11 protein-coding genes are annotated in these 15,940 nt (G+C 69.0%); 2 read left to right on the forward strand and 9 right to left on the reverse strand.

Annotation, left to right across the window (positions count from 1 at the left end; genetic code table 11):
• Complete coding sequence (pks2, locus tag JDV09_RS22665) at window positions 1–6,156, reverse strand: sulfolipid-1 biosynthesis phthioceranic/hydroxyphthioceranic acid synthase (protein WP_372453010.1); 6,156 nt, start codon at window positions 6,154–6,156, stop codon at window positions 1–3.
• Window positions 6,157–6,472: 316 nt separating this feature from the next.
• Here pks2 and JDV09_RS22670 point away from each other — a divergent pair, with 316 nt between their 5' ends.
• Window positions 6,473–7,063, forward strand: coding sequence for a carboxymuconolactone decarboxylase family protein (locus JDV09_RS22670; protein WP_221371390.1), 591 nt, complete (start codon window positions 6,473–6,475; stop codon window positions 7,061–7,063).
• Window positions 7,064–7,339: 276 nt separating this feature from the next.
• Here the strand turns inward: JDV09_RS22670 and arcC are convergent, their stop codons facing one another.
• The 6 genes from arcC to JDV09_RS22700 form a co-directional block, all read right to left on the reverse strand.
• Window positions 7,340–8,263: a carbamate kinase gene (arcC, locus tag JDV09_RS22675; RefSeq protein WP_221371391.1), complete on the reverse strand. Its 924-nt coding sequence runs from the start codon at window positions 8,261–8,263 to the stop codon at window positions 7,340–7,342.
• A 9-nt stretch (window positions 8,264–8,272) separates the two neighbouring features.
• Window positions 8,273–9,277, reverse strand: coding sequence for an ornithine carbamoyltransferase (locus JDV09_RS22680; protein ID WP_221371392.1), 1,005 nt, complete (start codon window positions 9,275–9,277; stop codon window positions 8,273–8,275).
• Window positions 9,278–9,318: 41 nt separating this feature from the next.
• Complete coding sequence (locus tag JDV09_RS22685) at window positions 9,319–10,575, reverse strand: arginine deiminase (protein ID WP_221371393.1); 1,257 nt, start codon at window positions 10,573–10,575, stop codon at window positions 9,319–9,321.
• 48 nt (window positions 10,576–10,623) lie between these two features.
• Window positions 10,624–12,111, reverse strand: a complete 1,488-nt coding sequence (arcD, locus tag JDV09_RS22690; RefSeq protein ID WP_221371394.1) for an arginine-ornithine antiporter — start codon at window positions 12,109–12,111, stop codon at window positions 10,624–10,626.
• 152 nt (window positions 12,112–12,263) lie between these two features.
• Window positions 12,264–12,662 (reverse strand): hypothetical protein, encoded by a 399-nt coding sequence (locus JDV09_RS22695; RefSeq protein WP_221371395.1) that lies wholly within the window; start codon window positions 12,660–12,662, stop codon window positions 12,264–12,266.
• A 531-nt stretch (window positions 12,663–13,193) separates the two neighbouring features.
• On the reverse strand, window positions 13,194–13,421 hold the full coding sequence (locus JDV09_RS22700; RefSeq protein ID WP_221371396.1) for a DUF3618 domain-containing protein: 228 nt from the start codon (window positions 13,419–13,421) through the stop codon (window positions 13,194–13,196).
• A 193-nt stretch (window positions 13,422–13,614) separates the two neighbouring features.
• Here JDV09_RS22700 and bcp point away from each other — a divergent pair, with 193 nt between their 5' ends.
• Complete coding sequence (bcp, locus tag JDV09_RS22705; protein WP_221371397.1) at window positions 13,615–14,088, forward strand: thioredoxin-dependent thiol peroxidase; 474 nt, start codon at window positions 13,615–13,617, stop codon at window positions 14,086–14,088.
• Here the strand turns inward: bcp and JDV09_RS22710 are convergent.
• Both JDV09_RS22710 and acpS read right to left on the reverse strand, forming a co-directional pair.
• Complete coding sequence (locus tag JDV09_RS22710; RefSeq protein WP_221371398.1) at window positions 14,065–15,423, reverse strand: dipeptidase; 1,359 nt, start codon at window positions 15,421–15,423, stop codon at window positions 14,065–14,067. The genes bcp and JDV09_RS22710 overlap by 24 nt on opposite strands.
• Before the next feature lie 102 nt (window positions 15,424–15,525).
• The gene (gene acpS / locus JDV09_RS22715) at window positions 15,526–15,918 is read right to left on the reverse strand and encodes a holo-ACP synthase AcpS (protein ID WP_221371399.1); all 393 of its coding nucleotides are present in this window, start codon (window positions 15,916–15,918) and stop codon (window positions 15,526–15,528) included.
• Window positions 15,919–15,940: the final 22 nt, after the last annotated feature.

A 15,940-nucleotide genomic window follows, 5' to 3' on the forward strand; every position in this document is an offset into this window, starting at 1 on the left:
TCAGCCCGCCGTGTCCAACGTCTCGCTCAGGTGGGCGGCCAGGCTGCGTGCCGTGTTGTAGGTGACGATGGTCTTCGGACTGATCCGAACGCCGGTCTGGGTCTCGATGGAGGTGCGCAGCTCCAGGGTGCCCAGCGAATCCAGACCGTGCTCGACGAACGAACGGTCGGGATCGATCGCGCGGCGCAGGATGAGACCCGCCTGGTCGGTGACCAGACGTCGCAACCGGCCCTGCCGCTCCTCGGCCGGCAGGGCCGCGAGTTCGGCCAGCGCGCCGGCGTGGTGGCCGACGTCCTCACGGAACAGCTCGGCATACGGACTGCGCGCGGCCAGGGCGGTCAACAGGGGCATCCGGGTGACGGGCAGGTAGCCGGTGTATCCGCGGCCGTGCCGAAGCAGCGCCCGGAACGCGTAGGCGCCGTCCTCCGGCTTGATCATCTCCACGTTTCCCCGCTGCGCCACCTTTGCGCCTGCCCCGATGTCGGCCCAGGCGCCCCAGGCGATCGCCGTCGCGGAAACGCCCTGCCGGCGCTGCCAGGCGGTGAATGCATCCAGCCAGCTGTTGGCCGCGGCGTACGCGCCCTGGCCGGGTGAACCCAGCAACACGGCGGCCGAGGAGAAGCTGCAGAACCAGTCCAGCGGCTCGTCCCGCGTCGCCTGATGCAGGTTCCATGCTCCGTGAACCTTTGGCGCCCAGTCGCGTTCGATCAGCTCGTCGGTGATGTTGGTCAGGGTGGCGTCATCGACGACCGCCGCTGCATGCAGGACACCACGCAGCGGAAGCCCGGTGGCCGTCGCCGCGGAGACCAGCCGCGGAGCGGTGTCGGGGTCGGCGATGTTGCCGCACTCCACGACGATGTCCGCGCCGTTGGCCTGCAGCCGTGCAATCGTCTTCTCCGCCTGGGCATTCGGCTGGGATCGCGAGGTGAGCACGATTCGCCCGCATCCTCCCGACGCCATCACCGCGGCAAGGAAGAGGCCGAGGCCGCCCACACCGCCGGTGACGATGTACGACCCGTCGCGGCGGAACACCGGGGCGCGATTCGGCGGCACCGCCACCGAGATCCCGCCGCCGCGCGGCATCGTCAGGACCAGCTTGCCGGTGTGCTCGGCGGCGCTGATCGCCCGGATCGCGGTCGCGGCCTCCGACAACGGATAGCCGGTGAACTCGGGTGCCGGGAGCACACCGTCGCCGACGAGTTGACAGACCTTGCGCAGCAGTGCGCCGCTGCGCTCGGGATCGGTCACCGTCATCAATGCCAGGTCGGCGTAGTAGAACGCCAGGTTGCGCCGGAACGGGTAGAGATCCACCCGGGTGTGCTCGTAGACGTCCCGCTTGCCGATCTCGACGAAACGCCCGCCGAAGGCCAGCAGTTCGATCCCGGCGCGCTGGGCCGGTCCGATCAGTGAGTTCAGCACGATGTCGACACCGTAGCCGTCGGTGTCACGCCGAATCTCGTCGGCGAAATCCGTTGAACGGGAATCGTATACGTGCTCGATTCCCATGTCGGTGAGCAACTGTCTGCGGCCCGGGCTGCCCGCGGTCGCGAAGATCTCGGCCCCGGCCTGGCGTGCGATCGCGATCGCGGCCTGACCCACACCGCCGGTCGCCGAGTGGACGAGGACGCGGTCACCGGCGCTGATTCGGGCGAGGTCGTGCAGGCCGAACCATGCGGTGGCGTAACCGGTCGCCACCGCGGCGGCCTGCTCGGCGGACAACCCGGCCGGCAGCGGCGCCGCCAGCCGCGCATCGCAGGTGATGAAGGTGCCCCAGCATCCGCCGGGGCGGACACCTGCGACGCGGTCGCCGACCTTGTGGTCGGTGACGCCGGGACCGACCGCGGTGACCACGCCGGCGAAATCCAGACCGAGTTCCGGCTGTTTGCCGTCGTACGACGGGTAGCGCCCGAACGCGGCCAGCACATCGGCGAAGTTGATGCTGGACGCGCTGATCGCGACCTCGATCTCGCCGGCGTCCGCGGGGCGCCGCTCGGCGGCGACCAGTTCCAGGGTCTGCAGATCGCCGGGTGCGCGCACCTGCAGGCGCATACCGTCCCGGTCGGGGTCGACCAGCGCGACGCGCCGCTCCTCGGCCCGCAGCGGACTCTGCTGCAACCGCGCGACGAACCAGCAGCCGTCCCGCCAGGCCGTCTCATCCTCGTCGGAGCCGCTGAGCAGCTCCTGCACCAGATCCTCGGCGGCGGTGCGGGCGTCGGTGTCGATCTGGGTGGGCCGGAGCCCCGGTTGCTCGGACCCGATCACCCGCAGCAGCCCGCGCAGACCGCCCTGATCGAGGTTGAGCCGGTCGTGCGGCGTCACGTCCTGTGCGTTGCGGGTGACGACGTAGAGGCGCGGCGGTTCGCCGTCGGCCTCCGACAGCGTGCCGGCGATGCGCACCACCTGCTCGACGAGTTCGCGACCCCGCGAGAGGCATCCGGCATCCGGTTCGCTGCCGGCCGCCGGCGTCACCACCACGACGCCGGTGCACGGACCTTCGGTGCCCGGCTGATCGCCGGGCCGGACAACCCGGCAGCGTGCGCCGGCCGCAGTGAGCGCGTCCGGCAGCCCGGACCCGAGCTCACCGGTGTCGCCGACGGTGACCACCAGCCACTCGCCGGTGCCCGCGGTGGCGCCGGTCGATGGCTGCCGTTGCTCCCAGCCCACGGTGAGCAATCGTTCGGCGAGCACGCGTTCGCGTTCGCCGGCCTTGGTGGTGCCGGTACCCATCCGCAGCCCGGCGACCTCCAGAACGACGTCGCCCGCAGCATCGAGGATCTCGAGGTCGGCCTCGATCTCGTTGGCGTCGGCCTTGGTGATCGTGGCGTGGCAGTACCGTGCGTCCCGGCCGGAGCCGAACCGGCGCAGGCTGCCCACCGTCAACGGCAGCATCAGGGTGCCGTTCTGCCCGCCGTCGGCCAGCAGGTGGGCGCCGACCGTCTGGAAGCAGGCGTCGAGGACCGCCGGGTGGATGCCGTAGCCGGACTGCTGGGCACGGATGCCGGTGGGGGCGGTCACCTCGCCCACCGCGGTGGCGGTGTCGGGAGCGGTGCGCACGCTGACCAGACCGGTGAAGGCAGGGCCGAACTCGATACCGCGCGCGCCAAGGGTCTGACGAATCTCGTTACTGCTCAGGATGTTCGGGTGCGACATCAGCAAACCGGCGACATCGCGACGGGCCGGCCGGTCCGCTCCGGCGGCGTGCAGGGTGGCCGTGGCGCGGACGGCCCGTTCCCCGTCGTCGTCGGTCTGCGCACTGAACGCGGCCGCCCCGGGTGTGTCCAGCGCCGCCACCGCGGTCAGTTCGGTGTGATCGTCGAGCAGCAGCAGGTCTTCGAAACGGACGTCGCGTACGCCGGAGCCCGCCGGGAACAGCTGCTCGGCCGCGGCCAGCGCCATCTCGCAATAGGCGGCCCCGGGCAGGGCGGCCACCTCGTGCACCCGGTGATCGGCCAGCCAGGGCAGGGCGACGGTGCCGACGTCGGACTGCCAGGCGTGCCGCTCCGGCTCCTCGACCAGCCGGACATGGGCGCCCAGCAGCGGGTGGGCCGCGACGAGGTGGTCCTGCCTGGACCCGCGATCGAGGAGCAGGTGGTGGTGTGTCCACGACGGCAGCGGCACGTCGATCAGCCGACCGGCGGGGTAGAGCGCGGCGAAGTCCACCGCGGCGCCGGCGGCGTGCAGGTCCGACACGACGCCCAGCAACCCGTGGGGAAGCTGCTGATCGCGGCGCAGGCCCGCGAGTGCGGCCACCGGGGTCTCGATGCCCTGCGCGGTCTGCTCGACGGCTCTGGTCAGCAACGGGTGCGGAGACAACTCGGCGAAGACCCGGTAGCCGTCCTCCAGGGCGGCCTGCACGGCCGCGGAGAAGCGGACCATCTGACGCAGGTTGTCCACCCAGTACTCGGCGTCGCACGGCGGCACCGCGCGCGGATCCGGCCGCGTCGCGGAGTAGTGCGGCACCGTGGCCTCGGCGGGTGCCAGCCCGGCCAGGTCCTCCGCCAGGCGGGCCAGGATGGGGTCGACCTGCGGCGAGTGCGAGGCCACGTCGACGGCGACCTCCCGTGCCATCACGTCGCGCTGTTCCCACTCCGCGACGAGGTCGCGGATGGTCGCGGTGTCGCCGCCGACGACCGTCGCCTGCGGGGAGGCCACCACGGAGACGACGACGTCGTCGACACCCCTTGTGGTCAGTTCGTCGCGAACGGTCCGCTCGGGCAGTTCCACCGATGCCATGGCCCCGGAACCCGCCAGCCGGGCCAGCAGCGTGGACCGTCGGCAGATGACCTTGACGCCGTCCCCGGCCGAGAGGGACCCGGCGACGACGGCCGCCGCCACCTCTCCCATCGAGTGCCCGATCACCGCACCCGGGCGCACCCCACGGGCTGCCATCGCCTCGGCCAGCGCGACCTGCATGGCGAACAGCGTCGGCTGGATCTTCTCGATGCCGGTCACGGTGTCGGGTGCCGACATCGCCTCGATCACCGAGAAGCCGCTCTCCTGCCGGATCAGCGGCTCGAGGTGGTCGACGGTAGCGGCGAACACCGGCTCGGTCGCCAGCAGCTCGGCACCCATCTGCGGCCATTGCGAGCCCTGGCCGGAGAAGATCCACACCGGCCCGCGGTCGTCCCGACCGACTTTCGCCGGGTACGGGGTGTCGCCGGTGGCGATGTCCTGCAGGCCGGCGCAGAGCTCCTTGAGACCGTTCGCGACCACACCGGTGCGCACGGTGCGGTGCCCGCGCCGCCGGGCCAGGGTGTAGCCGAGGTCGTTGAGGGATACCGGATTCTCCTGGTGCTCCAGCCATTCGGTGAGCCGGTCGGCGGTGCGCCGGAGCTCCTCGGTGGACGTCGAGGACACCACGAACAGCTTCGCGCCGGATGGCGACTCGTCGGTGTCGGCAGCTGGAGACTCGACCGGCGGCGCCTGCTCGAGGATCGCGTGGACGTTGGTCCCGGAGATGCCGTACGAGGACACCGCGATGCGACGCCTCTCGCCGTGACCGGTGGGCCACGGCGTAACCTCCTGTGGGACAACGAGTCCGGTCTGGATCTGCGCCAACCTTTCGGGCAGGCGGTGGAAATGCACCATCGGCGGAACGACCCCGTGCTGCAGTTCGAGGACAGCCTTGACGAAGCCGAGGGCACCCGCCGCCGCCTCGGTGTGACCGAAATTCGACTTCGCCGAGCCCAACAGCACCGGGCTGTTGGCGCCGTACACCTCTGCCAGACTGGTGAATTCGATCGGGTCGCCGACCGGGGTGCCGGTGCCGTGCGCCTCGATCGCGCCGATCGTGTCGGGGTCGACACCGGAAGCCGCCAGCGCCGCCCGGCAGGCCGACACCTGCGCGTCCACCGACGGGGTGGCGATGTTCCTGGTCCGGCCGTCGGAGTTGGCCGCGCTGCCGCGCACGACGGCGAGAATCCGGTCGCCGTCTCGCTCGGCATCGGACAACCGCTTCAGCAGCACGACCGCACAACCCTCGGAACGCACGAAGCCGTCGGCCGACTCGTCGAACGCCTTGCACCGCCCGACCGGCGACAGCATCCCCTGCGCCGAGGCCCAGGCATTCTTGCGCGGCTCGCGCATCACCTCGCAACCACCCGCGAGTGCCAGGTCGGTCTCCCCGGTGGCCAGGCTGCGCGCCGCCATGTGCACGGCGAGCAGCCCCGACGAACAGGCGGTGTCGGCCGTCAACGCCGGGCCGTTCACGTCCAGGACGTAGGCCACCCGACCGGACGCCATGCAATACGCGGTCTCGGTGTAGCCGTACACGCCGGCGTCGAGGGCCACCGGCGTGTGGTCGTCGTGGGAAATCCCGAAATACACCCCGGTCAGCGTGCCGGCCAGCGAGGACGGGTCGATGCCCGCGTGCTCGACGGCCTCCCACGAGGTCTCCATCAGCAGGCGGTGCTGCGGGTCGATCGCGGTGGCCTTCTTGTCGTCGAGGCCGAAGAACGGGGCGTCGAAGCCGGCGATGTCGTCGAGGAATGCTCCCCACCGCGAAACCGTGCGGCCCGGGACGCCGCGTTCGGGGTCGTAGTACTCGTCGGCGTCCCAGCGGTCGGCGGGCACCTCGGTGACCAGATCGGCGCCGGCCGACAACGCGTCCCACAACTGCTCGGGAGAGTTGATGCCGCCGGGCAGCCGGCAGGCCATTCCAATCACCGCGACCGCCGTGACCTCGAGTTCAGCCACAGAGGGTTCCTTCTTCTTCGGATGTGTCGCAGGGCCGCGCACCGCACCGGAATGTTCCGGCCTCAACCGCCCCAAGGTCGTGCGCACACCGTCTCGCACGGACTGCGCAAGCCTAGCCGACCCGACGTCGGAGTCGCCGTTCGCCGGAATCACCAGAGGCGGCCGGGACCGACACTGCGGCCCGCGCCAGCCACGCGCAGCCTTCCTGATGTCTAATGGCGGTGCCGACCGGAACGGCGCGCTCCGGTACCTCTGTGACAGGCGCGAAAGGCGGACCATGGCGTCCTGGGAGCCCCAACCGGCGGAACGGCCCGAGCCAGTGCCCGCGGTGATCCCGCCCCGGATCCCGCCCGGTGGTCGTCGCGAACTGGGCCTGTTCGGCTGGCTGTTCTGCAAGCTTGCGGCGCGGGTCACCGGGGTGCCGGAGATCCACCTGTTCACGGTGTTCGCCCAGCACCGGCGACTGTTCTGGTCCTGGGCCCCGTTCGGTGGAGTGCTGTTGCGGCGGGGCCGGCTGCCGGGACGCGACACCGAGGTGGTGATCCTGCGCGTCGGCCACCTCCGCAACTCCGACTACGAGTTGCAGCAGCACCGCCGGATAGCGCTGAAGCGCGGCGTGGATCAGGACACCCAGGCGGCGGTGTTCGCCTGGCCGCAGGCCGACGGGCTCTCGTCGCGCGATCAGGCCCTTCTGACCGGCGTCGATGAGCTGCTCGCGACGCGGATGGTGTCCGACGAGACCTGGCAGCGGCTGGCCGGCCATCTGGGCCGTCGCCAGCTCATGGAGTTCGTCATGCTGGTCGGTCAGTACGATGCCCTGGCGATGTGGCTGAACACCCTCGGTGTACCGATGGACTACCCGGACTGAGGCTGCCCTCGCCGATTCGCTGTCGAATTCGACGAAATGGCGGGCTTGATCGGCGCCGCAAAGACTGCGACCTGCTCGTCGACCCGGACCACGCCGGCGCCGGTCGAGAGAACGTGCTCCAGCGCTTCCTTCCATGACCGTCGTCTCCGCCCGTACTTCGAACTGCTCGGTTCCATTCGGGCCGACTCGCGCCGGTGGGCCGAGCGAGGTGGTGTTCGTCAGCGGTGATCGATGGGGCGGGCGGGATTGTGTGGTTGCAGCGCACTCCGCGACCCGTCAGCGCGGGGCGGTGACCGCCGCGCGCACCCGCGTCCCGGCCTCGCCGGCGACGATCCGGGCGATGTCGGCGAGCGAGCCGATCACCGCCTCGTTACCGGTGGTGCGGGCGAAGCCGCACGCCGCGTCCACCTTCGGGCCCATCGAACCCTTCGGCAGCTCCATGGCCTCGATCTCGTCGAGGCTCACCGCGCCGAGCCTGGCCTGCTCGGGCGTCCCCCAGCCGGTGTAGACGCCGTCGACGTCGGTGGCGATGACGAGCAGATCGGCATCGAGTTCCTCGGCCAGCAGCGCGGCCGCCAGGTCCTTGTCGATCACCGCCTCCACACCGCGCAGATCGTGGTCGTCGTCGTACATCGTGGGAATCCCGCCGCCGCCCGCACAGATCACGATGACGCCCCGTTCGACGAGCATCCGGATCGGCCGTATCTCGAAAATCCGCCGCGGTTTCGGGCTGGCCACCACCCGCCGGAACTTGTCCCCGTCCGGAGCGATCGACCAGCCGCTGACGGCGGCCAGCTTCTCCGCGGTCTCTTTGTCATAGACCGGGCCGATCGGTTTGGTCGGGTTCTTGAACGCCGGGTCCTTCGGATCGACCTCGATCATCGTCAACAGGGTGGCCAACTGCTGATGAAAGGGCAGCAGGTTGCCCAGCTCCTGTTCGATGACGTAGCCGATCATCGCGTCGGTCTGCGCGCCCAGGACGTCGAGCGGGTACGGGGCCACGTCCGTGTAGGCGGCGGCCTGCAGTGCGAGCAGCCCGACCTGCGGGCCGTTGCCATGGGCGATGACGAGTTCGTTGCCCGGTGCCACCGCGGCGATTCGTTCGGCGGCCAGCCGGATGTTGGCCCGCTGGTTCTCGGCGGTCATCGGCTGGCCACGCTGCAGCAGGGCATTTCCGCCCAGAGCTATGACGATCCGCATCGTCGCGCCTCAGGCCAGCGCGGCCACGAGGACCGCCTTGATGGTATGCATCCGGTTCTCCGCCTGCTCGAATGCGATGTTCACCGGGCTCTCGAAAACGTCCTCGGTGACCTCGATCCCGTTCTTCAGTTCCGGGTACTGCGCGGCGATCTGTGCACCCACCTTGGTCTCGGAGTTGTGGAATGCCGGCAGGCAGTGCATGAACCGCACCCGCGGGTTATTCGCCGCGGCAATGAGTTTCGCGTTGACCTGGAAGGGCATCAGCTCTGCGATGCGTTCACCCCACGATTCGATCGGCTCACCCATGGACACCCAGACGTCGGTGTGGATGAAATCGACCCCGTTCACCGCCGCCTCGGGGTCGTCGGTGATGGTGAGCCGCGCCCCCGACTCGGCCGCGAATTCCTCGCACATCTTCACGTGGTCGTCGGCGGGCCACAGGTGCTTCGGGGCGCCGATCCGCACATCCATACCGAGTTTGGCTCCCACCATCAGCAACGAGTTCGCCATGTTGTTGCGGCCGTCGCCGACGTAGGCGTAGGTGATGTCATGCAACGATTTGAAACAGTGCTCGGTCATCGTCAGCACGTCGGCGAGCATCTGGGTGGGGTGGAATTCGTCGGTGAGACCGTTGAACACCGGCACCCCCGCGTATGCGGCCAGCTCCTCGACGATCTCCTGCCCCGCACCGCGGTACTCGATCGCGTCGTACATCCGGCCCAGCACCCGGGCGGTGTCCTTCATCGACTCCTTGTGACCGATCTGCGACGAACTCGGGTCGATATAGGTGACATGGGCGCCCTCGTCGTGGGCGGCCACCTCGAAGGCGCACCGGGTCCGCGTCGACGTTTTCTCGAAGATGAGCGCGATGTTCTTGCCGGCCAGGCTGTTCCGGATCATGCCGGAGTACTTGGCCCGCTTCAGATCGCGCGCGAGATCGATCAGATAGAGGAGATCACGCTCGGTGTGGTGTACCAGCGAGAGCAGGTTGCGGTTGCGTTGGTTCAATGCCATCCCTCGATCTCCTTTGAACGTGGTTGGGCAGGTTGCACAGGTCAGTCGTAGGCCGGATCGCGCAGGATCGGGCAGGTCATGCAGCGGCCGCCACCACGGCCGCGGCCCAGTTCGCTGGCGTCGATGGTGATGACCTCGATGCCGGCCTTGCGTAATGCGGTGTTGGTCAAAGTGTTCCGGTCATAGCCGATGACGACGCCCGGTTCCAGCGCGACGACGTTGTTGGCGTCATCCCACTGCTCGCGCTGGATGCCGTAGATGTCGCCGGCGGTCTCGACGACGTGGAAGTTCACCCCCAGCGCGTCGCCGATGGTCTGCACCAGGCCCTTGGTCTCGTGGTGGGCGGACATGCCGCCCGGCGACGAGGAATCCGGCCGCAGACTGATCGGTTCGATGTTGTCGACGATCGGCGCGTACGCGGTCACCACATCGTGGTTGCAGAACGTGAAGACGGTGTCCAAATGCATCGCCGACCGGGTCTTGGGCAAGCTCGCCACGATGACCTGCTCGGCGGCCCCGGCGTCGAACAGGTTGCGCGCGACCTGCACGATGGCCTGCCGGGAGGACCGCTCCCCCATGCCGATCACCACGATGCCATTGCCGATGGGCATGACATCGCCACCTTCCAGTGTGGTGGCGCCATGATCGTAGGGGTCCCCGTTGGGATCACCGAGCCACACGTTGTAGTCCTCGTCGGCGAACGCCGGATGGAAGTTGTACACGGCTGTGGTCAGCAGGGTCTCGGCTTGCCGTGCCGGCCAGTACATGGGGTTGAGGGTGACGCCGTGGAAGATCCACGACGAGTTGTCCCGCATGAACTGGGTGTTGGGCAGCGGCGCGATCACGAAACCGGCCGGCTCGGCTTCGGCGAAGACGCTCAGGAACGGGCCGGTGACGTCGCGGGGAACCTCATGGAAGGCGATCCCGCCGATCAGATGCCGCGCCAGCTCTGCGGCCTTCATCTCCTCCAGCCACGGCCGCATCTCCCCGCTGATGTTCGGGCCGATCAGATTGTCGGTGAGACGGCGGTCCAACACCCAGGCGCGGGCCAGCCGGTCGCCGAGCACTTCGGCCAGGCAGTCCTGCAGGTCGTACACCTCGACGCCGCGGTCCTCCATCTTGGCCACGAAGTCGTAGTGGTCCCGCCGGGCCTGGGCCAGCCAGATCACGTCGTCGAAGAGCAGTTCCGCGCTGTTGTCCGGAGTGAGCCGCTGGTGGGCGAGGTCGGGCTGGCAAACCAGAACGCGGTGCAGCTTGCCGATCTCCGACCAGACGCCGACTCGGGTTTCTCCAGCCATCAGGGTTGCTTCCTTTCTGCGGTTTCTTGATCGGGTAACGCGGCCGGGTCAGGCGTTGAAGACCTCGATACCGCCACTGACAATCTCGTAGAACCCGATCACGCCGGCAACCGCGACGGCGGCGAAGATGATCCACTCCACGGCCGTGAACAGGGGCTGGCCCTTCTCGCGTCGGGCCCAGACGAACAAGACGGTGCCTATCAGGTAGAACAGCGCCGCGGTCAGCAGATACTTCAGCTCGCCGGCGTAGACCAGCCAGATCGCGTAGATCAACGCGATACCGCCGATGATCAAATCCTTGGTGCGGCCCTCGCCATTGCCGTAGGTCTCGCCGCGGACGGCCAGCAGCACCTGATAAGCCGCCGACCACAGGTAGGGCAGCAGGATCAGCGACGTTGCCATGTACACCAGGCCGGTATAGGTGCTCGGCAGGAACAGGGTCAGGACGAGCACCACCTGGACGCAGCCATTGGTCAACCACAGCGCCGCGGCCGGTGAACCGTGGGCATTCTCCCGGCCGAACACCTCCGGCATCACGGTTTCCTCAGCGGGTACCCGCAGAATCTCGGCGCACAGCAGCACCCAGGCCAGCAGCGCACCGAGCAAGGAGACGATCAGGCCGAGCGAGATGAATCCCGCACCCCAGCTGCCGACCTGCTCTTCCATCAGACCCGCCATCGACGGGTCGGCCAGGCCGGCGATCTTCGCCTGCTCCATCAGGCCGTAGGACAGGAAGTTCACCGCCAGCAGCAGCGCCAGCACGGCCAGGAAGCCGACGACGGTGGCCTTGCCGACGTCCGTGCGGCTCTTGGCGCGCTGGGAGTACACCGCGGCACCCTCGATGCCGATGAACACCCAGACCGTGATCAACATCATGTTGCGAACCTGGTGCATGGTGGTGCCCAGTGGTTCGCCGTCGATCTGGGTCGTGTGGCCCCAGAAGTCCGCGGTGAACAGGCCGGCCTTGAAGCCGACGATCGCCACGCCGATGAACGTCAGAATCGGTACGACCTTGGCGATGGTCACCACCACGTTGATGAACGCCGCCGTCTGCACACCGGACAGGATCAGGAAGTGCACCACCCACAGCAGAACCGAGGCGCCGATGATCGCCGACACGGTGGTGCCCTCGGTGAAGGTGCCCGGGACGAAGTAGTCCAGCGTGGCGAAGAGCAGGACGAGGTAGGCGACGTTGCCCATGAACGCCGAGGCCCAGTAGCCGAACGCCGAGGTGAACCCGATGTAGTTGCCGAATCCCGCTTTGGCGTAGCCGTAGACGCCGCCGTCGACGTGCGGTTTGCGCCGCGCCAGCGTCTGGAAGACGAACGCGAGTGTCAGCATGCCGACGCCGGTGATCCCCCAGCCGATCAGCAGCGGCCCGGGCGCCGCGCTGCCGGCCATCTGCGATGGCAGGGCGAAGATTCCGCTGCCGATCATGGAACCGACCACGATCGCGGTCAGCGCCGCCAACCCCAGGCCCGCGGGCGTCGTCGCGGCGCGCTGTTCGGTCGGCGCCAGCGAATCGGTCTTGGCCATGGCCTGCTCCCCACCGTCGTGTGACCCACATCACCAACAGGGAAGTTACTCGCGCCAACGCGGACGACTCGCCCAGTCCGCGAAATCGACCCGCGAAGCGATTCTCGGCCGGCTTCGCCGGCGTTCGCGGGTTGCCAACCGGTCGACGCAGGTCAGCGGGGGGCGCCGAAGCCACCTGCGCCGGGCTGGCCGAGAAGCGGATTGACCTGCCCGGGTTGTCCGGCCTGCCCGGGTTGTCCGGCCTGCCCGCGCTGACGCTGCTGGATCGCCTGCACCAGCGGGTTGTCCTTGATCAGCTGGCGGCGGTCCTCATCGGAGAGCTCGTAGAAGGTCCACATCCCCCATGCGGCAGGCCGGACGTAGAGGGTGACTTTCTGTCGGTTGCGGGCGTTCTGCGGCAGCATCGCCGGGATCGCCACCACCCGGTCGATCGTCGCCGCGCTCGCCAGTTCCTGAGCGAGCTTGTCGATGTCGGTCAGGTCCTGAAGTTCGTAGACCGATGCCTGATGGCTCGGCTGCGCCGGGCCCTGCAGGGCGAGGAACCACGCCATGCCCGCCTCCTTTGCTCGTCGGGGTCGCAGTCAGCGTAGAAGACGTCGCGGACGGATTCCCGGCCCCGCCCGCAATCACGGGCGGAATTCGTCCTCCGGCGATTATTTACGATCATGCAAAATCCGGCACCTCTCCCACAGCGCGTCTCCGTGATGTGCTAGAAGGCACCGGACGCCGCCCGCCGAGCAACGTCACATTCCGCCACCGGCAGTAACCGCAGATCGAGATGACAGCACTTGAATGCTTTCTGCGCTGCGCAGACGAGGGCAGAAATGCTATGGTTCCGCTTAGCTGAGCGGAACGACGTCCGCAGCGGGCGAACAGAGTGACCGGGAATCGAGGAATTAGCTGATGTCAGGCCCGGAAGATCCGGTTTCGGCCGGCCCCGGTAGTGACGACTCGGCGATCGACGTCACCTCCCAACGGCCCATCGCCGTGCACAGCTGCAGCCGGATCGGCCGCGTGGCAAACCCCCCCGGATTCCCCTTCTCCGCGTGGTTTCGCTCCGGCCGGAGACGCTGACGCGGCGGTCAGGGCTGACGCAGCCGCCGCACCGTCACCACCACGACGACCACCCCGATGCCGGCCAGCGAGACCGCCACCGCCGGGCGCTTGACGAAGGCGACGACACTGACCTTCAGGTCGTGGACGATGCGGTGGGGGTTCGCCCGGGCCGCCAGCGAGTCGACGGTGACCGCCAACTGGTCTCGGGCCTGATCGATATCGGCCTTGATGGAGTCGGGATCCCGGTCCGCCACTGAGTCCTCCTAAATCCTCGCCATATCCTCGCCATATCGTCGCGATATCCGCGCAATGCCCTCGACGCCCGGCACGAGGTCCTTCTGCACCGCGGTCCTGCCGCACTACCCTAGATCAGCCGGCGCGCACCCGGGTGCCCCGGTCTACCGAACCAATCCGGATCCATCGGGACCACTGGAGGGAAATCCACCGATGCCGCAGACTCCCCGACTCGAGGTCGGCGACACAGCTCCCGCGTTCAGCCTGGCCGACGCCGACGGCAACACCGTCAAGCTCTCGGACTACAAGGGCCGCAAGGTCATCGTGTACTTCTATCCGGCGGCCTCCACCCCGGGCTGCACGAAGGAGGCCTGCGACTTCCGCGACAACCTCGGCGAGCTCAACGAGGCGGGCCTCGACGTGGTCGGCATCTCGCCCGACAAGCCGGAGAAGCTCGCCAGGTTCCGCGACAAGGAGAAACTGACCTTCCCGCTGCTGTCCGACCCCGACCGCAAGGTCCTGCAGGCGTGGGGCGCCTTCGGTGAGAAGACCATGTACGGCAAGACCGTGCAGGGCGTCATCCGCTCGACGTTCGTTGTCGACGAGAAGGGCAAGATCGAGGTGGCCCAGTACAACATCCGTGCGACCGGACACGTCGCCAAGCTACGGCGCGACCTCTCCGTCTGACCCGCCGAGGCTGGCCAGCAGCAGCGCCTCGGCCGTCGCCGCCCGCTCGAGCACCCCGAGGTCGAGGCTCTCGTTGATGCTGTGTGCCTGGGTGTCCGGATCCTCGACGCCGGTGACCAGGATCTCGGCCTCGGGGAACGCGGCGGCGAACTCGGCGATGAACGGGATGGAGCCCCCGACCCCGGCGTCGACCGCATCGTGGCCCCACGCCTGGCGGAACACCGCACGCACCTGGTCGTAGACCGGTCCGGTGGCGTCGATCGCGTACGGCTCACCGATGTCGCCCGGCGTCACCGTCACGTGCGCCCCCCACGGCGCGTGCGACTCGAGGTGGCGGGTCAGCGCCGCCAGATGTGTGGCCGCGTCCCCGCCGGGCGCCACCCGCATGCTGACCTTGGCCCGTGCCCGCGGGATCAGCGTGTTCGAGGCCTGCGCGATCGGGGTGGTGTCGATACCGATCACCGTGATCGCCGGTTTCGCCCACAGCCGCTGCGCCACCGAGCCGGAACCGATCTGGCCGACCCCGTCGAGCAGTCCGGTGTCCGACCGCACCCGCGCCGGGGTGTACTCGGGAAAGTCCCGGCCGGCCACGTCTGACTCGTGCAGTCCCTCGACCGCGACGTTTCCGTCGTCGTCGTGCAGGCCGGCCAACAGTCGGACCAGCGCCGACAGCGCGTCGGGCACCACCCCGCCCCACATCCCCGAATGCAGGCCGTGGTCCAGCGTGGCCACCTCGACCACGCAGTCGGCGAGTCCACGCAAAGACACCGTCAGCGAAGGGATCTCGGCGCTCCAGTTGTCCGAGTCCGCGATGACGATCACGTCGGCAGCCAGCGCGTCGCGGTGCGCCGCGAGCAACCGCTTCAGCGACGGCGAGCCCGACTCCTCCTCACCCTCGACGAACACCGTCACCCCGACCGGCGGCGCCCCGCCGTGGGCCCGGAACGCCGCCAGATGCGTTGCGATACCCGCCTTGTCGTCGGCCGAGCCGCGCCCGAAGAGCCGGCCGTCGCGCTCGGTCGGCTCGAACGGCGCCGAGTCCCACTGCGCGGGGTCGCCCTCCGGCTGCACGTCGTGGTGGGCGTACAACAGCACCGTCGGCGCGCCGGGCGGCGCGGGATGGTGTGCGATGACGGCCGGGGCGCCACCCTCGGAGACGATGCGCACGTCGCCGAATCCGGCCTCGGACAACAGCTTCGATACTGCCTCGGCGCTGCGCTGCACCTCGGGACGCCGGGCCGGGTCGGCCCACACCGATTGGATGCGCACCAGATCCTCGAGGTCGGCGCGCACCGATGGCAGGACGTCGCGGACCTTGGCGACCAGATCGCTCATGGTTGTCAGGCTAGTAGCTCGCGCACCCGGCGAGCGCGCGCTGTTGCACGCCGGACACGGAGTGTCGGTGTGCTGACGCGCGCGGCACGCGGCACGGAAAGCTCAGCGCTCCTCGAGGACGGCGACGGCGGCCGCGGTGTCGGCCTCGTGGGTCAGCGACAGGTGGATCGTCACCTCTTTGAGGTGCTCGGCGATCGCTCCCGACAGCCGCACCCGGGGCCGTCCCCACATGTCGGTGACGACCTCGATGTCGCGGTGGATCCCCTCGGGCAGCACCGGCCGCTTGGAGAAGCGCGACACCGACCAGGCCTTGATCACCGCCTCCTTGGCCGCCCACCGCGCCGCCAGATGGCGCGCCGCCGACGAGCTCTTGTCGGCGGCGTCGCGCCGCTCGCCGGGGGTGAAGGTCTCGGCGAACACCGTGCCGGGACGGTCCACCTGCTCGGCGAATTCCGGTATGGAGACGAGATCGATGCCTATCCCGACGATGCCCACGGGCAGCACGCTATCTCACGGT

It is taken from the genome of Mycolicibacterium xanthum (assembly GCF_019710635.1).
In the GTDB taxonomy this organism is placed as follows: domain Bacteria; phylum Actinomycetota; class Actinomycetes; order Mycobacteriales; family Mycobacteriaceae; genus Mycobacterium; species Mycobacterium xanthum.